General features: G+C 63.6%; 14 protein-coding genes. 8 read left to right on the forward strand and 6 right to left on the reverse strand.

Annotation, left to right across the window (positions count from 1 at the left end):
* The first annotated feature begins 39 nt into the window (after nt 1–39).
* From ACSSVQ_RS07540 to ACSSVQ_RS07555, 4 genes are all read left to right on the forward strand, one after another.
* Entirely contained in the window at nt 40–2,943 is a 2,904-nt protein-coding gene (locus ACSSVQ_RS07540; protein WP_454181967.1) for an ATP-dependent DNA helicase, read from the forward strand.
* Nucleotides 2,944–3,023: 80 nt separating this feature from the next.
* Nucleotides 3,024–3,434, forward strand: a complete 411-nt coding sequence (locus tag ACSSVQ_RS07545; protein ID WP_293327396.1) for a tellurite resistance TerB family protein — start codon at nt 3,024–3,026, stop codon at nt 3,432–3,434.
* A 110-nt stretch (nt 3,435–3,544) separates the two neighbouring features.
* Nucleotides 3,545–4,372: a sterol desaturase family protein gene (locus ACSSVQ_RS07550; RefSeq protein ID WP_454181969.1), complete on the forward strand. Its 828-nt coding sequence runs from the start codon at nt 3,545–3,547 to the stop codon at nt 4,370–4,372.
* Nucleotides 4,369–4,890 carry a SixA phosphatase family protein gene (locus tag ACSSVQ_RS07555; protein ID WP_454181971.1) on the forward strand — a complete coding sequence of 174 codons (522 nt, stop codon included), beginning with the start codon at nt 4,369–4,371 and terminating at the stop codon, nt 4,888–4,890. Before ACSSVQ_RS07550 ends, ACSSVQ_RS07555 begins: the two co-directional genes overlap by 4 nt.
* A 78-nt stretch (nt 4,891–4,968) precedes the next feature.
* On the opposite strand, the gene ACSSVQ_RS07560 is transcribed toward ACSSVQ_RS07555, so the two are convergent.
* Nucleotides 4,969–6,078: a transporter substrate-binding domain-containing protein gene (locus tag ACSSVQ_RS07560; RefSeq protein ID WP_454181973.1), complete on the reverse strand. Its 1,110-nt coding sequence runs from the start codon at nt 6,076–6,078 to the stop codon at nt 4,969–4,971.
* Nucleotides 6,079–6,394: 316 nt separating this feature from the next.
* On the opposite strand from ACSSVQ_RS07560, the gene ACSSVQ_RS07565 reads away from it, so the two are divergent.
* Together ACSSVQ_RS07565 and ACSSVQ_RS07570 are read left to right on the forward strand one after the other, a co-directional pair.
* Complete coding sequence (locus ACSSVQ_RS07565) at nt 6,395–8,287, forward strand: glycosyltransferase family 2 protein (RefSeq protein ID WP_454181975.1); 1,893 nt, start codon at nt 6,395–6,397, stop codon at nt 8,285–8,287.
* A gap of 26 nt (nt 8,288–8,313) precedes the next feature.
* The gene (locus ACSSVQ_RS07570; RefSeq protein WP_454181977.1) at nt 8,314–8,880 is read left to right on the forward strand and encodes a response regulator; all 567 of its coding nucleotides are present in this window, start codon (nt 8,314–8,316) and stop codon (nt 8,878–8,880) included.
* Nucleotides 8,881–8,899: 19 nt separating this feature from the next.
* On the opposite strand, the gene ACSSVQ_RS07575 is transcribed toward ACSSVQ_RS07570, so the two are convergent.
* Nucleotides 8,900–10,441, reverse strand: coding sequence for a malonate--CoA ligase (locus tag ACSSVQ_RS07575; protein WP_454181979.1), 1,542 nt, complete (start codon nt 10,439–10,441; stop codon nt 8,900–8,902).
* 23 nt (nt 10,442–10,464) lie between these two features.
* Nucleotides 10,465–12,453: a BCCT family transporter gene (locus ACSSVQ_RS07580; protein WP_454181981.1), complete on the reverse strand. Its 1,989-nt coding sequence runs from the start codon at nt 12,451–12,453 to the stop codon at nt 10,465–10,467.
* 520 nt (nt 12,454–12,973) lie between these two features.
* On the opposite strand from ACSSVQ_RS07580, the gene atzF reads away from it, so the two are divergent.
* Nucleotides 12,974–14,791, forward strand: coding sequence for an allophanate hydrolase (gene atzF, locus ACSSVQ_RS07585; protein WP_454181983.1), 1,818 nt, complete (start codon nt 12,974–12,976; stop codon nt 14,789–14,791).
* 22 nt (nt 14,792–14,813) lie between these two features.
* Here the strand turns inward: atzF and ACSSVQ_RS07590 are convergent, their stop codons facing one another.
* Nucleotides 14,814–15,497: a hypothetical protein gene (locus ACSSVQ_RS07590; RefSeq protein ID WP_454181985.1), complete on the reverse strand. Its 684-nt coding sequence runs from the start codon at nt 15,495–15,497 to the stop codon at nt 14,814–14,816.
* A 401-nt stretch (nt 15,498–15,898) separates the two neighbouring features.
* Nucleotides 15,899–17,968, reverse strand: coding sequence for a DUF1302 domain-containing protein (locus tag ACSSVQ_RS07595; RefSeq protein ID WP_454181987.1), 2,070 nt, complete (start codon nt 17,966–17,968; stop codon nt 15,899–15,901).
* 441 nt (nt 17,969–18,409) lie between these two features.
* Here ACSSVQ_RS07595 and ACSSVQ_RS07600 point away from each other — a divergent pair, with 441 nt between their 5' ends.
* Nucleotides 18,410–19,483, forward strand: coding sequence for a helix-turn-helix domain-containing protein (locus ACSSVQ_RS07600; RefSeq protein ID WP_454181989.1), 1,074 nt, complete (start codon nt 18,410–18,412; stop codon nt 19,481–19,483).
* Here ACSSVQ_RS07600 and ACSSVQ_RS07605 read toward each other — a convergent pair.
* Complete coding sequence (locus ACSSVQ_RS07605) at nt 19,477–19,755, reverse strand: hypothetical protein (RefSeq protein WP_454181991.1); 279 nt, start codon at nt 19,753–19,755, stop codon at nt 19,477–19,479. The genes ACSSVQ_RS07600 and ACSSVQ_RS07605 overlap by 7 nt on opposite strands.
* Nucleotides 19,756–19,802 lie beyond the last annotated feature (47 nt).

The following is a 19,802-nucleotide window of genomic DNA, read 5'->3' on the forward strand; positions in this document are numbered from 1 at the left end:
GTCATGGGCATTCCTCGCAGGGGCATGATATGACGAAGCATGCCTTCCGACACGGACCCCGAATCGATGGAATTGCCGGATGTCCCTGCGCTGGTGCCGCTTTCGGGCGGCGGCGCTGGCGGCGCCGTGTCCGTGACGCCGGATGGCGAGATCGAGGAGCTTTCGGCCGAAGCGGCGCTGGCCCTGATCGAGCGGGAGCCCGTGATACTGGTGCATGGCGGCTTTACCGCAAGACGGATCGCCCGCTCGCCGAATGTCCGCGATCCCCATTTCCGCGAAGCTGGGCCGCATGTCTTCGACCTGCTGGAGCTTTTCGCCTTCACCTTCCCGGCGCAACCCTGCCTGCCGACGCCTGAGGGACTGTTCCGCGCCCTCGGCCTGCCCTCCGCCGATACGCCGGAAGACCAGGCCATCAGGCTGCATGAGGCGGCGGCGCATATGTTGCGCATCCTTGCCAATCCGCGTCTGCCCGACCGGCCCTTCGCCGCGCGCACCGCCTTTCGCATGGCCGAGGGCGGATGGGCCTGGGGACCGGGCGTTCTCAACGCGATGAAGGATGTGCTGGGGCGCGACGGCAAGCCGCCTGCCGGGCGCGGCTTCGATGTCTGGAACGAATTGCCCGAATGGGAGGACAAGCCGCCCCGGCCTGCGCCGGGCGCGCTCCCCGTCAGCGCAGAGGAAGCGCAGGAACGGCTGGCGGAACTAGCCGGACCGAACGCGGAAGCCCGGTCCGGCCAGAAGGATTTCGCCGCCACCGCCGCGCTCGCCTTCGCGCCCCGCAGCAAGACCGGCGAACCGGAAGTGGTGCTGGCGGAAGCCGGTACCGGCATCGGCAAGACGATCGGCTATATCGCGCCGGCAAGCCTCTGGGCGGAACGCAACCAGGGCACGGTGTGGATTTCGACCTATACCAAGAACCTGCAACGCCAGCTCGATCAGGAGCTTTCGCGGCTCTATCCCGATCCGGCGGAGAAGGCGCGCAAGGCGGTGGTCCGCAAGGGCCGGGAAAATTATCTCTGCCTGCTCAATTTCGAGGAGATCGCCGGCCGGGCGGCGCTGGGAGGCGGCGCCGTCACAATCGGCCTCGTCACGCGCTGGGCGCGGGCAAGCCGCGACGGCGACATGGTGGGGGGCGATTTCCCCGCCTGGCTCGGCCCAAGGCTCGCCAATATGGCGGGACGGGGCGGCGTGACGCTGACCGACCGGCGCGGCGAATGCGTCTACAGCGCCTGCCCTCATTTCAGGAAATGTTTCATCGAGCGCGCGATCCGGAAAGCACGCCAGGCCGACATCGTGGTGGCAAACCATGCGCTCGTCATGCGGCAGGCCGCCCTCGACCTCGCCGCCTCCTTTGCGCCGCCGCAGAATACGCAAAAGGCGGAAGAAGCCGTCGCGGCGGGCGCCGAGGACGAGGAGCCCAGCGGGCGCGAGGCACGGGGCCGTTTCGTCTTCGACGAGGGTCATCACATTTTCGAGGCGGCGGACAGCGCCTTTTCCTCCATCATTTCAGGGCTCGAAGCCGCAGAGCTCCGGCGCTGGATCCGCGGCTCGGAAGGACAGAGGCGGCGGCGCGGACGCGGTATCCAGGAGCGTGTCGGCGATCTCATCGGCGAGAGCGAGACGGCGGAAGAGGCGCTCGACGCACTGCTTTCCGCCGCCGCGGCATTGCCCGGTCCCGGCTGGACGACGCGGCTTGCAGACGGCAGCCCGCGCGGTGCGGCGGAAGACTTTCTGACGCTGGTCCGCCAGCAGGTTCATGCGCGTGTGGAAGACGCCAATATCGGCTTTTCCCTCGAAGCGGAAACCTTTCCGCCGGTGGACGGGCTGGTAGACGCGGCCAAGAAGCTGAGCGACGGGCTGGGACGAATTGCCGGGCCGATGCGGCTCATCTCCGACCGGCTGCGGGCGCGGCTCGACGACGAGGCGGACAAGCTCGACACCTCGCTGCGCATTCGCATGGATGCCGCCATACGCGGGCTCGACCGGCGCGCGCGCATTCACATCCCCGCCTGGCAGAACATGCTTGCGAGCCTTGGCGGCACGACGCCGGAAGATTTCGTGGACTGGTTTTCCATCGAACGGCAATTCGGGCGCGAAATGGATTTCGCCATGCACCGGCATTGGCGCGATCCGTCTCTTCCCTTCGCCGAAGCGGTGCTGGAACCTGCGCAGGGCGTGCTCATCACCTCCGCCACCTTGCGGGACGGCCTGCCGGAAACGGAAGACGCAGACGGGAGTGCGGAGGACAGCTGGACCTCGGCGGAAGTACGCACCGGCGCAGGCCATCTCGTCGTCCCCGCCAAGCGCGCCTTCAGCCCCTCTCCCTTCGACTATGCCGCGCAGTCCCGCGTGCTGGTGGTGCGCGATGTGAACATCAACAAGGTGGATGAGCTTTCGGCAGCCTATCGCGAACTCTTCCGCGCCTCGGGCGGCGGCGCGCTCGGCCTTTTTACCGCGATCCATCGCCTGCGTGCCGTGCATGAACGGATCGGCGGGCCGCTCGGCGAAGCGGGTCTCAATCTTTATGCGCAGCATGTGGACATGCTCGACACGGGCACGCTGGTCGACATCTTCCGGGCGGAGCGCAATGCCTGCCTGCTGGGAACGGATGCCGTGCGCGACGGCGTGGACGTGCCCGGCGACAGCCTGCGCATGATCGTGTTCGACCGGACGCCCTGGCCGCGCCCGGACATTCTGCACAAGGCGCGGCGCGAGATTTTCGGCAAGGGCCGGTATGACGACATGCTGACGCGGCTGCGGCTGAAACAGGCTTTCGGCCGCCTGATCCGCCGGGCCGGCGACAGGGGCGTTTTCGTGACGCTGGATGCGCGCCTGCCGACACGGCTCACCACGGCCTTTCCGCCGGGCGTGGAAGTTCAGCGTGTGGGCCTTGCCGAGGCGATCGCGCAAGTGAAGGGCTTTATCGGCGCCGACGCGCCGTGAGCGCGGCGATGGGGAGCGACCTTGCCGCCGCCTGCATCAATCCGTAAGCTCCGCTCGCCCGATCAACCGTGAGGAAGCGCATGTCCACGATCTCCCCCCAGCACGCCCTTATCTACATCATGGTCACCATGAGCGCCGTCGACCGCGCCATGAGCGACAATGAACTGCAGGAGATCGGGAATATCGTGAAAACGCTGCCCATTTTCAGCAATTTCAGCGAGGAAAAGCTCATCCCCGTGGCCCGGGAATGCGCCTCAATCCTGCAGGAAGATGGCGGCCTCGACGCGGTTTTCGGGCTCGCCAAGGACGCGCTGCCGCATTATCTGCGCGAGACGGGCTATGCGGTCGCCGTGGAAATCGCCAGCGCCGATATGAGCGTCAAGGCGGAAGAGCTCCGCCTTTTGCAGATGCTGCGCGAGGCGCTGGGGGTGGACAAGCTGACCGCCGCCGCGATCGAACGCGGCGCCCGCGCCCGCCATATGACCGAGTGAGCTACGCGGCATTTCCTCGCATGCTTGTGATCGCGGCTTCATTTTCGCAAGGCCGCGCGATCCTGTAACCTGTGCGCGAGCGCAATGAGGCGCATCATGCACAGGTCCAGATGAGCGAATTCCTGTCCCTCCACGAACCGCAACTGCGCCTTGCCGCCTTCGGTGGGGTGCTGCTTGCCATGGCGCTGTGGGAGATATTCGCGCCCCGGCGGCGGCTGTCCGCGCCGCGCTGGCACAGATGGACCACGAACCTGCTGCTGTCGGCGGGCGGTACGCTGCTCCTGCGCATTGCCGTGCCGCTGCTGGCTGTGGGTGTGGCGCTGGAGGCGGAGCGGGCGGGCTTCGGGCTCTTCCACTGGCTGAGCGCGCCATGGCCGCTCGCCTTTATCCTCTCGTTTCTCGCGCTCGACCTTCTCGTCTATGCGCAGCATGTGCTTTTCCACCATGTGCCGCTGTTCTGGCGGCTGCACCGGGTCCATCACGCCGATACCGATATCGACGTGACCACCGGCATCCGCTTTCATCCATTTGAAATTCTCGCCAGCATGGGCATAAAGATGGGCGCGGTGGCGCTGCTGGGAGCTCCGGCGGCGGCCGTCATCCTGTTCGAGGTGGTGCTGAACGCGACGGCCATGTTCAATCATGCCAATATCGAAATACCCGCCTGGGCGGACCGCTTGCTCAGGCTTGTCATCGTGACGCCGGACATGCACCGTGTGCATCATTCTGTGCGGCCCGAGGAGCACAACAGGAATTTCGGCTTCAACCTGTCTGTCTGGGACCGGCTGTTTTCCACCTATCGGGCAGAGCCGCGGGAGGGGCACGAGAAAATGCATATCGGGCTTGCCGACTATCCGGCGCCAAATCCTCAATATCTGGGCTGGAGCCTCTGGCTGCCCTTTGCCGGGCGCGCACCGCGCCGGGAGCGACATGTATGAAACGCCTCTGCCTGCTTCGGCATGCCAAGTCCGACTGGTCGGACCCGGCCCGCGACGATTTCCACCGGCCGCTGAACGAGCGCGGCGCGAAGGCGGCGGACTTCATGGCCGGCTATGTTGCCAGCTGCCCCTACCGCCCCGACACGGTGATCTGTTCCACCGCGACGCGCGCGCAGGACACCTGTGCACCGATGATGAAAGAACTGGGCGACGATGTGCCCGTGATCTATCGCGAAGAGCTTTACCATGCGATGCCGGACCAGATGCTGGCGGAAATCCATCGCGCGCCCGACAGCGCGGATACGCTGCTGGTGATCGGACATAATCCCGGGCTCGTGCTGCTGGCCATGGCGCTGGCGGTCGATCCCGACGATGAGGTGTCGTTGCGCATTTCGCGCGGCGTGCCGACGGGCGGGTTCATCGTTTTCGATTTCGACATCGACCACTGGGCCGACCTCAAGGAAGGCAAGGGCACGCCGGTCTTCTTCGGCCGCCCGCGCGACCTGATGGCCGACTAGGCGAAGAGCTAACTCTCTGTTCTCTTTGATATCGCGATCCCGGACGGAAAACCGGTCCCCACTTTTCCTAGGATCGCTTCAATAAATACTCTGAGAAAAGTAGCGCGACGAGATGCGCCGATAGGTGCCGTCCGCGACAAGGCTTGCGAGCACAGCATCCATGCGCTTGCGCAGCGCTTCGTCCTTGCCGCGCAGCGCGATCCCCGCGCCCTGCCCGAACCAGGAAGGATCGTCATAATCCGGTCCCGCCAGGCGGCAACATGTCCCGCCCGTCCTGAGCCAGCGCAGCAATGCGTTCCGGTCCCCGAACAGATAGTCGACCTTGCCTTTCGCGAGAGCCTGCTCGGCATCTTTCAGCGTCGTCACATCGACGGCTTCCACGCCCGGAAAATGATGCGTGAGAAAAGCCGCATGGACGGACCCCGCCTGAACCGCAACGCGCTTGCCTGCGAGCCCCGACGCGCTGGCCGGGAAACCGCCGGATTTCTGCACGGCGAAATGACCGGGCGTCGAATAATAGGCGCCGGTGAAGACGATGCCCTCTTCATGCGGCGGCGCGGCGCGCGGCGCGCTCGGGATCAGCATGGAGGCGATCACGACGTCGCCGTCGCCGGATTTGAGGGCGGGCAGAAGCGCTTCCCATGCTTTCGTTTCGAAGCTGCATTGCGCCTTGAGCCTGTCGCATAGCGCATGCGCCAGATCCACATCGAAGCCGGTCAGCTCGCCTTTGTCGTTGCGATAGTTGAAGGGCGGATAATCGCCCTCGGTGAGCACGGTCAGGACAAACGGCGGTTCAGCTTCCTTTTCGGGCGTGCCAGTTTCCACAGGGGTCTCCGCCGGTATCTCCAAAGGCGTTTTCGCCGCGAGACGCGGATTGACGAGCGGCACCCCATGGGGCAGCGGTTCGCCGGTCGCGGCCGGTTTTTCCTCAACAGGGTTTTTGTCGGCGGGGTTTATGTCAGCGAGGTTTTCTTCAGGGGGTTCCTGCGTCGGCGCGGCAGCGGATGCCCTCAAGCCCACCGAGGCCATGTCGACCGATCCGGTCTCCGGCGCGCCCGCATCGGGAGATGCCTCGTGCGACGCCGACCGGTTCACCGGCTCGGCGAACTTCGTTCCCTCGTAATGCCGGGCCAGACCTCCTGCTATCAGGATGATCGCCAGCAAATTCAGATAGGCCAGAAAACGCATACCCGCCCCGAAACCCCCGATTGCACGGCTTACCCGTGCCATTGTGAAACAAATTGCCGCGGACTGTCTCCCATCCATGCGAAATGAAAGAAAGGCGGCCATTTCGCCTTCTCTCAGCAAGAGGCATGCCCGGCCCACATTCAGCCGAAAAAGGATTTACCAGACCGATATTACGGAATATCATCTGTGTAATCACCTATGTAAAGACATCGGTTTCTTTTTCGTTTTCCAATAACCCGGCAGGCCTATGCGATCTGCTCTTCATTCGAAGCGTGCAGACTCTCCCTCCCGTCGGGCGCGGCCCCGCCCCCTGCGGGTGCGCCGTAAATGGCCCCTCCTCGGCACGCTGGCCCTTCGCAGCGGCCTCGTCTCCCGGCGCGAGCTGGACCCCATTCTGGCCGAGCAAAGGCGAAGCGGCAGCCGCATCGGCGACGTTCTCATGGCCGAAGGCAAGGCAGGGCCGGACGATATCGGCCGCCTTGTGGCCCGCCAGAACGGCGTTCCGTTCGTCGATCTGGAAGAAGCGCCGCCCGATAGCGGGATCGCTGGCGCGCGGACCGAAGGGCAGCCGTCGCTCGATTTCTGCATCGCCCATCAATGCCTGCCCTGGCGGCGCCGGAACGGAAAGGTGACATGGGTCGCGGCGGATCCGTCCCTGGCGAAGAAGGCCGTCGCGGATCTGGTGGCGGGACCGTTTGCCATGTGGGCCGGGTCCGCGCGGCAAATCCGCCGCGCCATCGAAGCGCTTTATGCAGACGAACTGACGGAGCGGGCAGTACGCGGGCTCATGACGCATGCGCCTCAGGATTCCGCCGCGATGCGCCTGTCGCCGGGCCAGTGCATCGCGCTGCCGCTTCTCGCCGCGGGCGCGGCGCTGCTGACGGCGCTATACCCGCAGACGGCACTGGCCGTGTTCAGTGTCGTGCTGAGCATTTGCTTTCTCGCCGTGTCGGCGCTTCGGGGGGTCTCCATCCTGCTGAGCGCCGCCGGACGCGAAACGGCGGAAGAGCTTGCCTATGAGCGGCATGGACCGGGCCCTGTCGACGAGCTGCCTGTCTACACGATCATGGTGCCGCTCTTCCGCGAGGCCAATGTGCTGCCGCCGCTGACCGATGCGCTCAAACGGCTGAACTACCCGCCCTCGAAACTCGACATCAAACTGATCTTCGAGGCATGCGACGCGGAGAGCTACGAAGCGGCCAAGGCTCTGAACCTACCTGGCCATTTCGATTTCATCCGCGTGCCGGAAAGCGCGCCCCAGACCAAGCCCAAGGCCTGCAATTTCGCGCTACCTTTCGCGCGGGGCGAATATCTCGTCATCTATGACGCCGAAGACCTGCCGGAGCCGAACCAGCTCCTCAAGGCGGTGGCGGCCTTCCGGTTGAACGATCCGAAACTCGCCTGCCTGCAGGCACAGCTCAATTACTACAATTGGAGCGAGAACTGGCTGACGCGGCAATTCGCGATCGAATATGCATCCTTTTTCGATCTCATGCTGCCCATGCTGGTGCGGCTGGGCCTGCCCATCCCGCTTGGCGGCACATCGACGCATTTCCGTACGGATGTCCTGCGAGAGGTAAGCGGATGGGATCCGCATAATGTCACCGAGGATGCCGATCTCGGTATCCGGCTTGCCACGCGCGGCTATCGCTGCGGCATTATCCGCTCCACCACCGAAGAAGAAGCCAATTGCCGGCTGCACAACTGGGTCCGGCAACGCTCGCGCTGGATCAAGGGCTGGCTGCAAACATGGCTGGTGCGCATGCGGCATCCCGTATCGCTGTGCCGCTCGCTCGGACCGGCAGGGTTTCTGGGGTTCCAGCTGGTGATCGGCGGGTTCACGCTCGCCACCTTCGCGCACCCCTTCTTTTATATCGTGGCCGGCGGCATCATTGCCGCGCACGGGCTCGGCGGCCTCTTCGGCGCTCACTGGCTGACCGGTTTCAATCTCTCCGTGCTGATTTCCGGCTATTCCCTGTCGATCCTTGCCGGGATGATCGCCGCAAAACGGCGCGGGCGCCTCTCCCTGATGGCTCACACGCTCACCATGCCCGCCTATTGGATGCTCATTTCAGCCGCCGCGGTGAAAGCGGTTTTTCAGCTTTTGCGGCACCCTTTCTATTGGGAAAAAACGGTTCACGGGCTGAGCCGTATGGCCCCTCCCTCTAACCAATCGATAATCAGTTTGGCGGATACTCCCGACAGGTGACCTTCTGCGATTCGGGAATTCGAGACATGGCTATCGCCCAACACATCCCTGCCCAAACATCCAGCAAGCTCTCGCAGCGCGACTATGCCAGGCTCAACGCGCTGGTGGTCGAGGATGCCAAGGATATGGCAAGCCTGTTGCGCGGGTTCCTGCGCGAGCTGGGCGTCAAGAATATCTGGAGCGTGGGGACGGGCGAGGACGCCTTCGAGATTCTAAGCAAGCACAAGATCGACATCGCCATCATCGACGACCTGCTTCCGCCGCTGGACGGCCTGTCGGTCGTTCGCGCCGTTCGTTCCGCCGACGACAAGAAGCTCGCCCCGATCCCCGTGGTCTATGTCACGCATCAGCGGACGCAGGAATCCATCATCAATGCGCGCGATGCGGGCGTGACGGAAATTCTCTGCAAGCCCTATTCGTTCCAGCAACTCGTCACGCGCATGGAAACCGCGATCCTGAAGCCGCGCGAAATGATCCGTAGCGAGAAGTTCGTCGGCCCGGACCGGCGACGCCGCCGGGGCGACGCGCCGACGGAAAGGCGCCGCTCCGCCGACAAGCCCGAAGTCGAAGCCGACAAGTTCGAAGTCGAATAAGGCTCAGGCGGAATAGGGGTCAGGCCGCGGGGCGGCAGGTCTCGCGATATTCGTCGCGCAACAGGTTCTTCTGAACCTTGCCCATGGTGTTTCGCGGCAGCTCTTCCACGAAGAAGGCGCGCTTGGGCACCTTGTAATTCGCAAGCCTTTCCTTCAGACGGGCAAGCAAGGTCTCTTCATCGAGCGCTTCGCCCGCGCGCAGCACGACCAGCGCCACGCCCGCCTCGCCGAAGTCGGCATGCGGTACGCCGATGACGGCCGACTCGTCGACCTCCGGCATATCGTCCACGATTTCCTCGATCTCCTTGGGGTAGACATTGAAGCCCCCCGAGATGATGAGGTCCTTGGCGCGCCCGACCAGATGCACATAGCCGTCTTCGTCGATGCGCGCGACATCGCCGGTGCGAAACCAGCCGCCTTCGGCAAACTCCTCGGCTGATTTTTCCGGCATCCGCCAATAGCCTGAAAACACATTCGCGCCGCGCACCTGCAATCCGCCCGTCTCGCCCTGCGGCAACACATTGTCATTGTCGTCGGTCACGCGAACTTCCGTTCCCGGCAGCGCAAAGCCCACCGTGCCCGCGCGGCGCTCTTCGTCATAGGGGTTCGACGCGTTCATGCCCGTTTCGGTCATGCCGTAGCGCTCGAGAATGGTGTGGCCGGTGCGCTCGCGGAACGCGTCGAAGGTTTCGGTGAGAAGCGGCGCGGAGCCGGAGGTGAAGAGGCGCATGTTGCGAACCGCCTCTGCATCGAGGCCGCTGCCCGCCAGAAGCCGGGTGTAGAATGTCGGCACGCCCATGAAGACGGTGGCGCGCGGCAGCTCCGCCAGCACGCGGTCGCGGTCGAACTTCCCGAGCCAGATCATCCGTGCGCCGGACAGCAATGCACAATGGCAGGCGACGAAAAGCCCGTGCGCGTGAAAGATTGGCAGGGCATGCAGCAGCACGTCGTCTGCGCTGAAGCGCCAGGTGTCGCGCAGTGCGAGACCGTTCGAGGCCAGATTGCGATGGGAGAGCATGGCCCCTTTGGGCTTGCCCGTCGTACCGGAGGTATAAAGGATGGCGGCGAGATCCTCCGGCGCGCAAGGAACCGGCGGTAATTGTTCATTGCCATGCGCGGCCAGCGCATCGGCGAGGCTTCCCTTGCCCTCCGCATCAAGCGTCAGAACCTTCGCACCGGCCTGCCGGTTTGCGATCTCCGCAATTTCGCTTTCGCGGGACGGATCGCAAATGACGAGGGCGGGTTCGGCATTGCCGACGAGATAATCCACCTCCTCGGTACGGTAGGCGGTGTTCATCGGCATGAAGGCGAAGCCGCCGCGCAGGCAAGCGAGATAGACGAGCAGCGCTTCGGGCGATTTCTCGACCTGCACCGCCACCCGGTCTCCCTTTTTCAGCCCCAGAGCGTCGAGGAACCCGGCATAGCGGCCCGCGCCTTCCGACAGGTCGTCAAAACTCCAGGCGCTGCCGCCACGATCCGGCAGTTCCATCGCGATGCGATTGCGGTCGACGGAAAAGTTGCTTTCCATCAACGCATAGAGCGACGCATCCTCTCCCGCCATTCGGTCCTCCTTCGCAGCGCAAATCAGCTCACGACATGCATGTGGAAATAATGCATGTGACGCTCATATTGCGCCAGCAGGTCGGAAATCACCTGTTCCTTGGTGTAGCCCATGATGTCGTAGCGCTGCCCGCCTTCGCGCAGGGAAACCTCGATGCGCCACACCTTGCGGCTCTCGGCCTTCTTGCCTTCCAGTTCGGTGATGGCGAAGGACGGGATATTCACCCCTTTCATCGTGACACCGTACTGGAACTCGTCCTCGCTGCCATGAGAGACGGTCAGCATGGCGCTGTCGTCCTCGGTGACCACCTGCGCATCGAGCCCGCGGCCGCGGATTTCTTCCGCCACGTCCTCCAGCGCCGGGATCACCGTGCCCTTGAGGAAGCCGACGGCGCGCTCCTTTGTCGGCTGGTTCAACAACGTGCCGAGGCGCTGCCGCCAGGGCACGGCGGGCGCCGTGGCCGCCGACACGCCATGTGCCGATTGCAGCGTGTCACGACGCTGCGTTTCCCGCCTGAGGGCCAGGAAGAGGCCGTAGGAAACCAGCAACAGGATGATGCCGAGCGGAAAGCCCGTGGTGATGGCCGCCGTCTGCAAGGCGACGAGGCCGCCTGCCAGAAGCAGGAGCGCGGCGACCACGCCTTCCGTCAGCGCCCAGAAAATGCGCTGCCAGACAGGCGGTTCTTCCTGCCCGCCGGAGGTGATGATGTCGATCACGAGACTGCCGCTGTCCGACGAGGTGACGAAGAAGGTCACGACCAAGATCGTGGCAAGGCCCATCGAAATCGAGGCGAAGGGCAGATTTTCCAGGAACTTGAACAGCGCCACCGCCACATCGGCATTCACCGCGCTGACAATGTCGGCGGTACCGGCCATCTGCAGCTCCAGCGCCGTGTTGCCGAAGACGGTGAACCACAGGAAGGTGAAAGCCGAGGGCACGAGAAGCACGCCGATCACGAATTCGCGGATCGTGCGGCCGCGCGATACGCGCGCGATGAACATGCCCACGAAGGGCGACCAGGAAATCCACCAGCCCCAGTAGAAGAGCGTCCAGTTCCCGATCCATTCATTCGGCTGATAGGCGTAGAGCGTGAAGGTCTTGTTGACGAGATCGCTCAGATAGGCGCCGGTGTTCTGCACGGTGGCGGTGAGCAGGAAGACCGTCGGGCCCATCACCAGCACGAACAGCATGAGCAGCACGGCGAGCAGCAGGTTGATTTCCGACAGGCGGCGAATGCCCGCATTGATGCCCGATACCACCGATGTCGTCGCCATCAGCGTGATGACGACGATCAGGATGACCTGGACCGTGGTGTCTTGCGGAATGCCGAAGAGATAGCTGAGGCCCGCATTCACCTGCATGACGCCGAGGCCGAGCGAGGTCGCAACGCCGAACATGGTGCCCAGCACGGCGAAGATGTCGACCACATGCCCCATCCAACCGTGAATGCGATCGCCGATAATGGGATAAAGCGCCGAGCGGACGGTGAGCGGCAAGCCCTGACGGAAGCCGAAATAGGCGAGCGAAAGCCCCATTACCGCGTAAATCGCCCAGGCGTGAAGCCCCCAATGGAAGAAGGCCAGTTCCATCGCCTGGCGCGCGGCGCCCACCGTTTCGGCGGGCCCCACGGGCGGATTTGAATAGTGCATGATCGGCTCCGCCACGCCGTAGAACATGATGCCGATACCCATGCCGGCACTGAACAGCATGGAAAACCAGGAGAAGGTCGAGAAATCCGGCTCCGAATCGTCCGGTCCAAGGCGAATGCTGCCCATGGAACTCATCGCCACGCCCAGCGCGAAGACGATGAAGACGGCAACGGCAAACACGTAAAACCAGCCGAACTTGCCGACGATGAAATTCTGGATCGAGGTCACGAAGGCCAGGGTGTCGTCGACGTCGCGGAACCAGACGATGGCCAGCACGGAAAAAATCAGCACGACGGATCCGATAAAGACCGGGGCGCTGGCTTGAAATAAAGAAGATTTCTCGCTGTTGCCGTTCTCGGACATATATGACCCTCTCGCTATTTTGGCGGAAAGACGAGAGACCGCAGATGGCGGACCCCGCCAGAACAGGATGCCCCCAAACTGGCCAGATACCGACGGTTCTCGTGTGATTTTCGAGGGTCACCATTGCATACAGCACGCCGAGGGCCAACCCACGGCCCCCGGACGCCGTGTGATGCAAGACGAAAATCTGGCCGAAGTCACTGTGAGGGAATGATTTTTCAGTGCGCCTGGCGCGTCAGGCCAGCAGCGAGCCCGCCACCGTCATCAGAAAGATGAAAAACCCAAGCGTTGCGGAATAGAAATAATGCCGTGCCGTCATAACGCGCTCCCAACCCGAAATCCCATGACGCCAACCTGCCGCAAAGCCGGCTAGCATCGCATGACCCAAATGAGCCAAATGCGCGGGCGCGCATGGCACCGGGCTTGCTAGGCTCTGGATATACGCTCATGAAAAACGCGGCGGAAAGGGCTGAAATCCGGGCCTTTCACGCGGCGCTGCAAGAAGAAAAGGACGAAGCCGGTGACGAGTATGCCCTTTACGATAGCGGACCTGCGCAAACGCTATGCAGAAGGGCTGACGCCCGCGGAGGTCGTCGAGACCGTTTTCGAGCGGCTGGCGAAAGCGGACGATCCCGGCATCTTCATCCATCTCGCGGACAAGCAGGCCTTGCTCGACGAGGCGGCGGCGCTCGGCGCGCCCGATCCCGACAAACCGCCCCTCGACAAACCTTTGTGGGGCGTTCCCTTCGCGGTGAAGGACAATATAGATGTCGCCGGCATGCCCACCACGGCGGCCTGCCCGGCATTCGAATATGTCGCCCAGGAGGACGCGGTCACGGTCGCGCGGCTCAAGGCGGCTGGCGCCCTGTGTATCGGCAAGACCAATCTCGACCAGTTCGCCACCGGGCTTGTGGGGGTGCGCACGCCCTACCCCGTGCCGAAAAACGCCGTCGACCCTTCTCTGGTGCCGGGCGGCTCCAGTTCCGGCTCGGCGGTTGCCGTGGCGCGCGGCATCGTCAGCTTCGCGCTCGGCACCGATACGGCGGGGTCGGGCCGCGTGCCCGCCGGGCTCAACAATATCGTCGGGCTGAAGCCGACAGTGGGCGCAATGTCCACGAGCGGTGTGGTACCTGCCTGCCGGACACTCGATTGCGTCTCCGTTTTCGCGCTCACCGTGGAAGACTCCTATGAAGCCTTTCAGGTGATGGCCGCGTTCGACGAGAGCGATCCCTATTCACGGCATTTTGCGACGGCATCGCTCGGCGCCACGCCGCCGGTGCTGAAGGTTGGCGTACCGGCCAAAGCGGACCGGAAATTCTTCGGCGACACGGAGATGGAGGCGGCTTACGAGGCCGCCCTTAAGATGCTCGCCGGGCAGGGCCACCAGATCGTGGAAATTCCGTTCGGCGATTTCTACGCCGTGGCCGATCTCCTTTACGAAGGCGCGTGGGTGGCGGAGCGCTATGCCGCCATCGAGAATTTCATCTCAGAGCATGAAAGCGCGCTGCACCCTGTAACGGCGGAGATTATTCTCGGCGCGCGCAAACTCAGCGCGACGGATGCCTTCAAGGGGCTTTATGCGTTGCAGGCGGCAAAACGCACACTCGCGCCCGTGATCGACAGCGTCGACCTCTTCTGCGTGCCCACCGCGCCGACGCATTACACGGTGGACGAGGTGCTCGCCGACCCCATCGGCACCAACAGCCGCAACGGCACCTATACGAATTTCGTGAACCTGCTCGACATGTGCGGCTTCGCGGTGCCGACCGGCACACGCGGCGACGGGCTGCCCGCGAGCGTTACCCTGCTCGCGCGCGCCGGACGGGACTGGCTCACCGCCGCCGTCGCACGCGATCTTCACGCGGCAAGCGGCGTGACGCTGGGCGCGACGGGCTGGAGCCTGCCCGAGACACAGCCCGCGAAGATCGTTGGCGCGCCGGGCGAGATCGAGCTCGTCGTGGTGGGGGCTCATCTTTCGGGCATGCCGCTCAATCGCGAACTCACCGAGCTCGATGCGGTGTTCGACCGCGCGATGTCGACGACGCCGGACTATCGGCTCTATGCGCTTCCCACCACGCCGGTGGCCAAACCTGGTCTCATCCGCAACGAGAAGAACGGTGTCGCCATTGCCGCGGAAGTCTGGCGCCTGACGCCCGAAGGCTTCGGCAAGTTCGTGTCGAACATCCCCTCGCCGCTCGGCATCGGCACGCTGACGCTTGCCGACGGGACGAGCGCCAAGGGCTTCATCTGCGAAGCCTTTGCCGTGGAGGGCGCGGAGGATGTGAGCGGCTTTGGCGGCTGGCGCGCCTATATCGCCTCGAAGACCAAGACGGGCTGACGGGGCTGCCCTCCTCCGCCGCCTAGCTGTCGCCCGCCGAGGGGACGCCGCCTGTCACGCCCGCCAGCGCATCCGTCAGCGGCGCCAGGCTATTGCCGCCGCTATCGCCGGAACCGCCCGTGTCGGGGAATTTTACGGTTGAAAGCGCGTCGATGACAGGGGTCGTCACGGGGGCGAGCGAGGCGCCTTCCGGCAGGCTGCCGGTTACGGGCGACAGGACCGTTCCGAGAATCCCGCCATCGGTTCCGGCCACAAGAACTGGAACCGCGCCTTCCTCCGTGCCGATCAGCGCACCAACCGGATCGCCGCCAAGCAATTGCGTGACGGGGCTGTCTTCACCCGATGCGCCAAGGCCGGGGTCGGCCAGCTGCGCCAGTTGCGGGGTCAGATTGTCCCCGACCGCCTGACCGAGCGCATCGCCCAATGGCTGCTGGGACAGGCTGTCGGCGGGGAACTGCTCGCTCACCGCATTGGTGCCGCCGAGCAGCGTATTGACGGTTCCCTCCGTGCCGAGGGTCGCGCCGAGCAGGTCGTTTCCTGCGAGCGCGGTGACAACACCGTCCTGCCCCGAAAGCCCCAGCCCCGGCGAGGGCGGCGCTTCCTGCGGTGTCGAAGAGCGATAGGCGGAGGGCAGCACCAATGTGCCGGTATCCACACAGCCGGCCACCAGCACGGCAATCGCACAGCCAAGCAATATCCTGTTCACACGCCCCTCCCCGAAAAGGCAAAACGATTTTCCCGATCGCGCCTCAGGCTCGTCACCGGCAAGCGCTGTCCAATGGAAAAAGCCGCAAACGCCGGGGGCAATGTAAATTAGGTGGAATTTTGTGCGCGGGGCCGGGGCGGCCGATCTGCGCAGCGACAGTACCTGCCCATGAAAATGGCCCGGTGCGCCGTGAGAGAGACGCAACCGGGCCACCTCCCCCTGTCTTTTAACGCCAGTGGAGGAAAGAGCGCGGGGAGACAGGAGGCTCCCTGACCGGCCTGAGTGACACCGAAATTGTGGGATGCCGATACAAGGCTGCACATGCTACGGAGCAGCCGGTCCGGAATACCGGCCCGGCCCTTAGTGAGGAGGGGGCCGGACCGGATAGCATTCGTCAGTCCTCAGAAGGCGTAGGACACCGTCATGGCGAGGAAGTCTTTATCGTAGTCCACGTTCCGGTTTTCCGCCCCCATATGCATGGTGTAGGAAATGCCGGCCTTGAACCCCTGATAGAGCGCATCGACGCCGAGGCTCAGAACCTTCTTGCCTTTCACGAAGCCCGGGCCGATGGGACCGGCGGAGTAACCCGACACGTCATGCGACCAGTAGAGGTGCGGCTCGATCGTCCACCCCGTGTTGAAGGCGGAGTGATAATCCTGGAAGGCATAGATGCGGTAGCCGGTCGAAAAGGCCGAGGCATAGCGCGGCGTGAGCGAACAGTTCTGGTTCGCCGGACCGCCCGGCACCTGACAGGCATCGCCGACCGCGGCTGCAACACCGCGATTCGGGTGCGTCTTGTACGAGCCCGGGATGGCGAAGCGGTTGCCCTCCGAATCCGGCAGGTACTGGAAGCCCGCATTGATGAGCAGCACGGTGAAGTCGCCACCCGTATTGCGCACGAACCAGTTGGACGGCGTCAGCGTGGACAGCGAGGTCAAGGAGCCGTGCAGCGCCCGGGTCCGCCGGTAGCCGGGAACGACCTGGCCCGCTGCGACCATTTCGCCGGTATAGATCGGCGCTTCGCCCGGCTGGGCCGTGAAGCCGTAGAGCGCGAAGTCCGCCGCGAGGATTTCCGACGTATCCACCTGGAACGGCATGTTCGGGTAGTAGGCAATATCGCCCGAGATCGCCGTGCCGTCGCCGAAGATTGCCGGCAGCATGGTGACGGAGGTGTTGAAGCTCGCCCCGATCATTTTGATATCTTCGGGATATTGAGCCAACAGGTTCTTCTCTCCCCCGGCGATACCCAAGCCATAGTAAAGACTGCTTGCAGCAAGCTTCCAATCATCGAACAACGACCCGGGTGAGTCGAACGTGCCCGCGCCTGACGCACACCCCGACGGATCGGACAAATTGCCGCCGCAGGCAAAATACAAAGCGGTCATGGCACCGTTTTGGTCTTTCAGCGCCGTGAATGTGCCGAAGGGCAGCTTGGAATGGAAGTTCATGAAGTAGAGACCGAGATCCGTGCCCTGGCCCAGCCAGTCGGCATAATGGCGCAGCGCGAAACCGTATTGCCCCTCATCCTTCGTCTTCTGATCGCCGACACGCGGCAACACCACGGGAGGCGGCGTTATGATATTCTCCACACCGGGAAAATACTCGCCCTTCGAGACACCATAGCCGCAGCCCTGGCCCAGCGCATCGCTGACGGAGAAGAGCGTGCCGCAAGCCGGAAGCTCCGACTTTTCATGCTCATAGATATACATGGCCTCGAGCGTGACATCGCCCGGCAGACCCAAGCTCGCATAGGCCGTGCCCTGCGGCAGGAAGACTTCCTTCAGTTCCAGACCCGGCTGGTACAGCGCGGCCACGTCGAAAGGCAGATATGACGAAACGCCGCCCTGGATGAAGGTGCTTTCGCCCCAGCTCACCACCTGCCGGCCGAGACGCACATTGAGCGGCATGCCGGCAATGTCCCAATCCGCATAGGCATAGGCGTCCAGCAGCTTGATATCGCGCATGGCGTATTTCTTGGCGCTGCGCTGGTTGTCGTTGAGGGGGCGTCCCAGCCCCTTACCCGGCTGCGTGCTGCCCACACCCCGGCTCAAGGAACCGTATTCATTGTAGCCGTCATCGATGTCGCGGGCGGCCGGGTCGAAAAAGGCCTTGCCGGAGACATAGAAGCCGTAATTGCGCCACTGGCCGCTCAGTTCCGAAACGGCCTTATAGGGCATGGAGAAGATCTCGCCCCGTTCGACGTTGATGTTGCCGTCGTCATGGTTGACGTCAAAGCCGGAGCCGTCCGACTGTTGGCAACCGCCGTTCCAGTAAGAGATGTGAGCGCAGCTACGCCCTTCCGTCCGCATGGCGGCGGATACGGACACCGTGGTGTCCAGTTGCATCGTCAAATCGCTGAATTTGAATTCCAGAGCGTCGGCCTGTGACGCGAAGAGCGCCGGCGACAATATCAGTGACGCGGCGACAAGCGCGCGCCGCCCGCTTTTTGCGGGCGAATGCAGGATTGTCATTCCTTCCCCCCTTTTCCCCTTTACGTTTCTACTACGTGCTTTTGTTTCTCTCGCTTCCGCGAGCGCCGCCCGCTCATCGACAAATGCCCGATGACGCAACGAACTCCTCCCTTTCGAAGCCAGGGGAGTATGCGTGAAGGAGGCAGGCCGATTGAAGGTGGCTTCTGGCCAATGTGACGGTTCGATCTGGCCAGTTCAAAAACCCCCTTCGCGGCAGCCGATTTCCGAACGGCGGAAGTGCCACAGCGCCGGATTTTTCGTTCCGCGAAGAGATGCACGCCCAATTCGCCGCCTGAAATACCCATATTTTTCACCTTTCTCCGATTCTCGATTTCCGACGGCAAATATGCGTAATCCTTATGTGGTTTTATCTTTCGCTTCTTCTTCGGATTGACAGTCCAATACTGTGTGTCCAGACTTCATTACGGGGAGGGAACGGTCATGCGCGTCACGAAGAGCTATCCGCTAGCGGCCTGTGTGGTCATCGAGGAGCTGGGCTTCGATTCATCGACGCTGCAATCCTTCGAGGGGCTTGGCCTTTCCGGCGACGACCTGCCGGATCTGTGCCGGCAGATCGCCATCAGCGCGGACCATCACCCGGAACTCGGACTGCGAATCGGCCGCTCCCTGAGCCTCGGCTCGCATGGCATATTCGGCCACGCGCTGATGAGCTGCAGGACACTGCATCAGGCGGCGCGGATATTGATGCGCTACAACCCGCTCGACGGCGAAACGCGCTGCGCGAACGTCTCCTATACCGCCGACAATGTGGTGCTGAGTTTCGTTTCGCCCTTCGAGATTCCGTCCTTTCCCGGCCTGATGAGCGAAATTTTCTTCGCCGCCGTCGTCAATGCGCTGCGGGAACTGCTGGGTACGGATCTGAGCGGCGCCCGCCTGGAGCTGGCGCATGTGCCGCGGATCGACGAGGACCGCTTTTCCGACCTCATCAAGATGCCGACGACCTTCGGCCACAAGGCCAACCGGCTTCTGGGGCCGATAGAGGCGATGCAGGTTCCCCTGCCCGCCGCGGAGATCGATACGGCGCCGCTTTATCTGGAGCAGTGCGAAAAGCTGCTGGCGCAGATGGGACGCGCGCATGGCACGCATACGCAGGTGCGCCGGATATTGATGCGCATGAAACCGCAATTCCCGCGCGAGGGCGAAGTGGCCGCGATGCTGAATATCAGCCCCCGCACGCTGCGCCGCCGCCTGACGGGCGAAGGCACGTCCTATCAGCGGATCTGCAACGAGGTTCGCGCGCATGTCGCCTGCGAATATCTGCGGCGGACGGAAATCGGCATCGCCGAAATCGGCGCGCTTGTGGGATTCGAGGATGCGGCAAATTTCCGGAACGCCTTCAAGCGATGGACCGGCATGTCGCCCAGCGCGTTCCGGGCGCGGCCGCCGGACCATGCCGGCGACGAGCGGGAGACGATCGCCTCTCTCCCCCTGGCCATCGACAATGGCGGCGGGATGGGCAACGGGATCGGCAAGCCCCGGCTACGCGTTCAGTAACGCTCCCGCCGCTGGACATGCATGCGAAGAATGGCATTGTCCAGAAGCAGCTCGGCCACAGCCCGCTTCATCAATGAAAGCTCTTCCTCCCCGGAGGCCGTTGCGCGGGCATGCACCAAGGGGGCGTGGAGTTCGCCATAAAGGGCCCGTGCCTCATAGAGAGTGGCCCGATTGACCTCGAAGCGCGCGCAGATGGTCTCCACGGGCACGCCTGTCCGATAAGCCTCCAGCATCTCCGCGATCTGACTGCGAGACAGTGCTTCAGCCGACATCACCAAACACTCCTTCAGGGCTTTCGACGGAAAGACCCCGGGAGCTT

It is taken from the genome of Parvibaculum sp. MBR-TMA-1.3b-4.2 (assembly GCF_053628815.1).

Bases quoted from the DNA above. Each gene is read 5' to 3' on its own strand.
- ACSSVQ_RS07570 (WP_454181977.1), top strand. From the start codon at position 8,314: ATGGCTATCGCCCAACACATCCCTGCCCAAACATCCAGCAAGCTCTCG.
- ACSSVQ_RS07540 (WP_454181967.1), top strand. From the start codon at position 40: ATGCCTTCCGACACGGACCCCGAATCGATGGAATTGCCGGATGTCCCT.
- ACSSVQ_RS07580 (WP_454181981.1), bottom strand. From the start codon at position 12,453: ATGTCCGAGAACGGCAACAGCGAGAAATCTTCTTTATTTCAAGCCAGC.
- ACSSVQ_RS07555 (WP_454181971.1), top strand. From the start codon at position 4,369: ATGAAACGCCTCTGCCTGCTTCGGCATGCCAAGTCCGACTGGTCGGAC.
- ACSSVQ_RS07575 (WP_454181979.1), bottom strand. From the start codon at position 10,441: ATGGCGGGAGAGGATGCGTCGCTCTATGCGTTGATGGAAAGCAACTTT.
- ACSSVQ_RS07550 (WP_454181969.1), top strand. From the start codon at position 3,545: ATGAGCGAATTCCTGTCCCTCCACGAACCGCAACTGCGCCTTGCCGCC.
- ACSSVQ_RS07560 (WP_454181973.1), bottom strand. From the start codon at position 6,078: ATGCGTTTTCTGGCCTATCTGAATTTGCTGGCGATCATCCTGATAGCA.
- ACSSVQ_RS07595 (WP_454181987.1), bottom strand. From the start codon at position 17,968: ATGACAATCCTGCATTCGCCCGCAAAAAGCGGGCGGCGCGCGCTTGTC.
- ACSSVQ_RS07605 (WP_454181991.1), bottom strand. From the start codon at position 19,755: ATGTCGGCTGAAGCACTGTCTCGCAGTCAGATCGCGGAGATGCTGGAG.
- ACSSVQ_RS07545 (WP_293327396.1), top strand. From the start codon at position 3,024: ATGTCCACGATCTCCCCCCAGCACGCCCTTATCTACATCATGGTCACC.
- ACSSVQ_RS07600 (WP_454181989.1), top strand. From the start codon at position 18,410: ATGCGCGTCACGAAGAGCTATCCGCTAGCGGCCTGTGTGGTCATCGAG.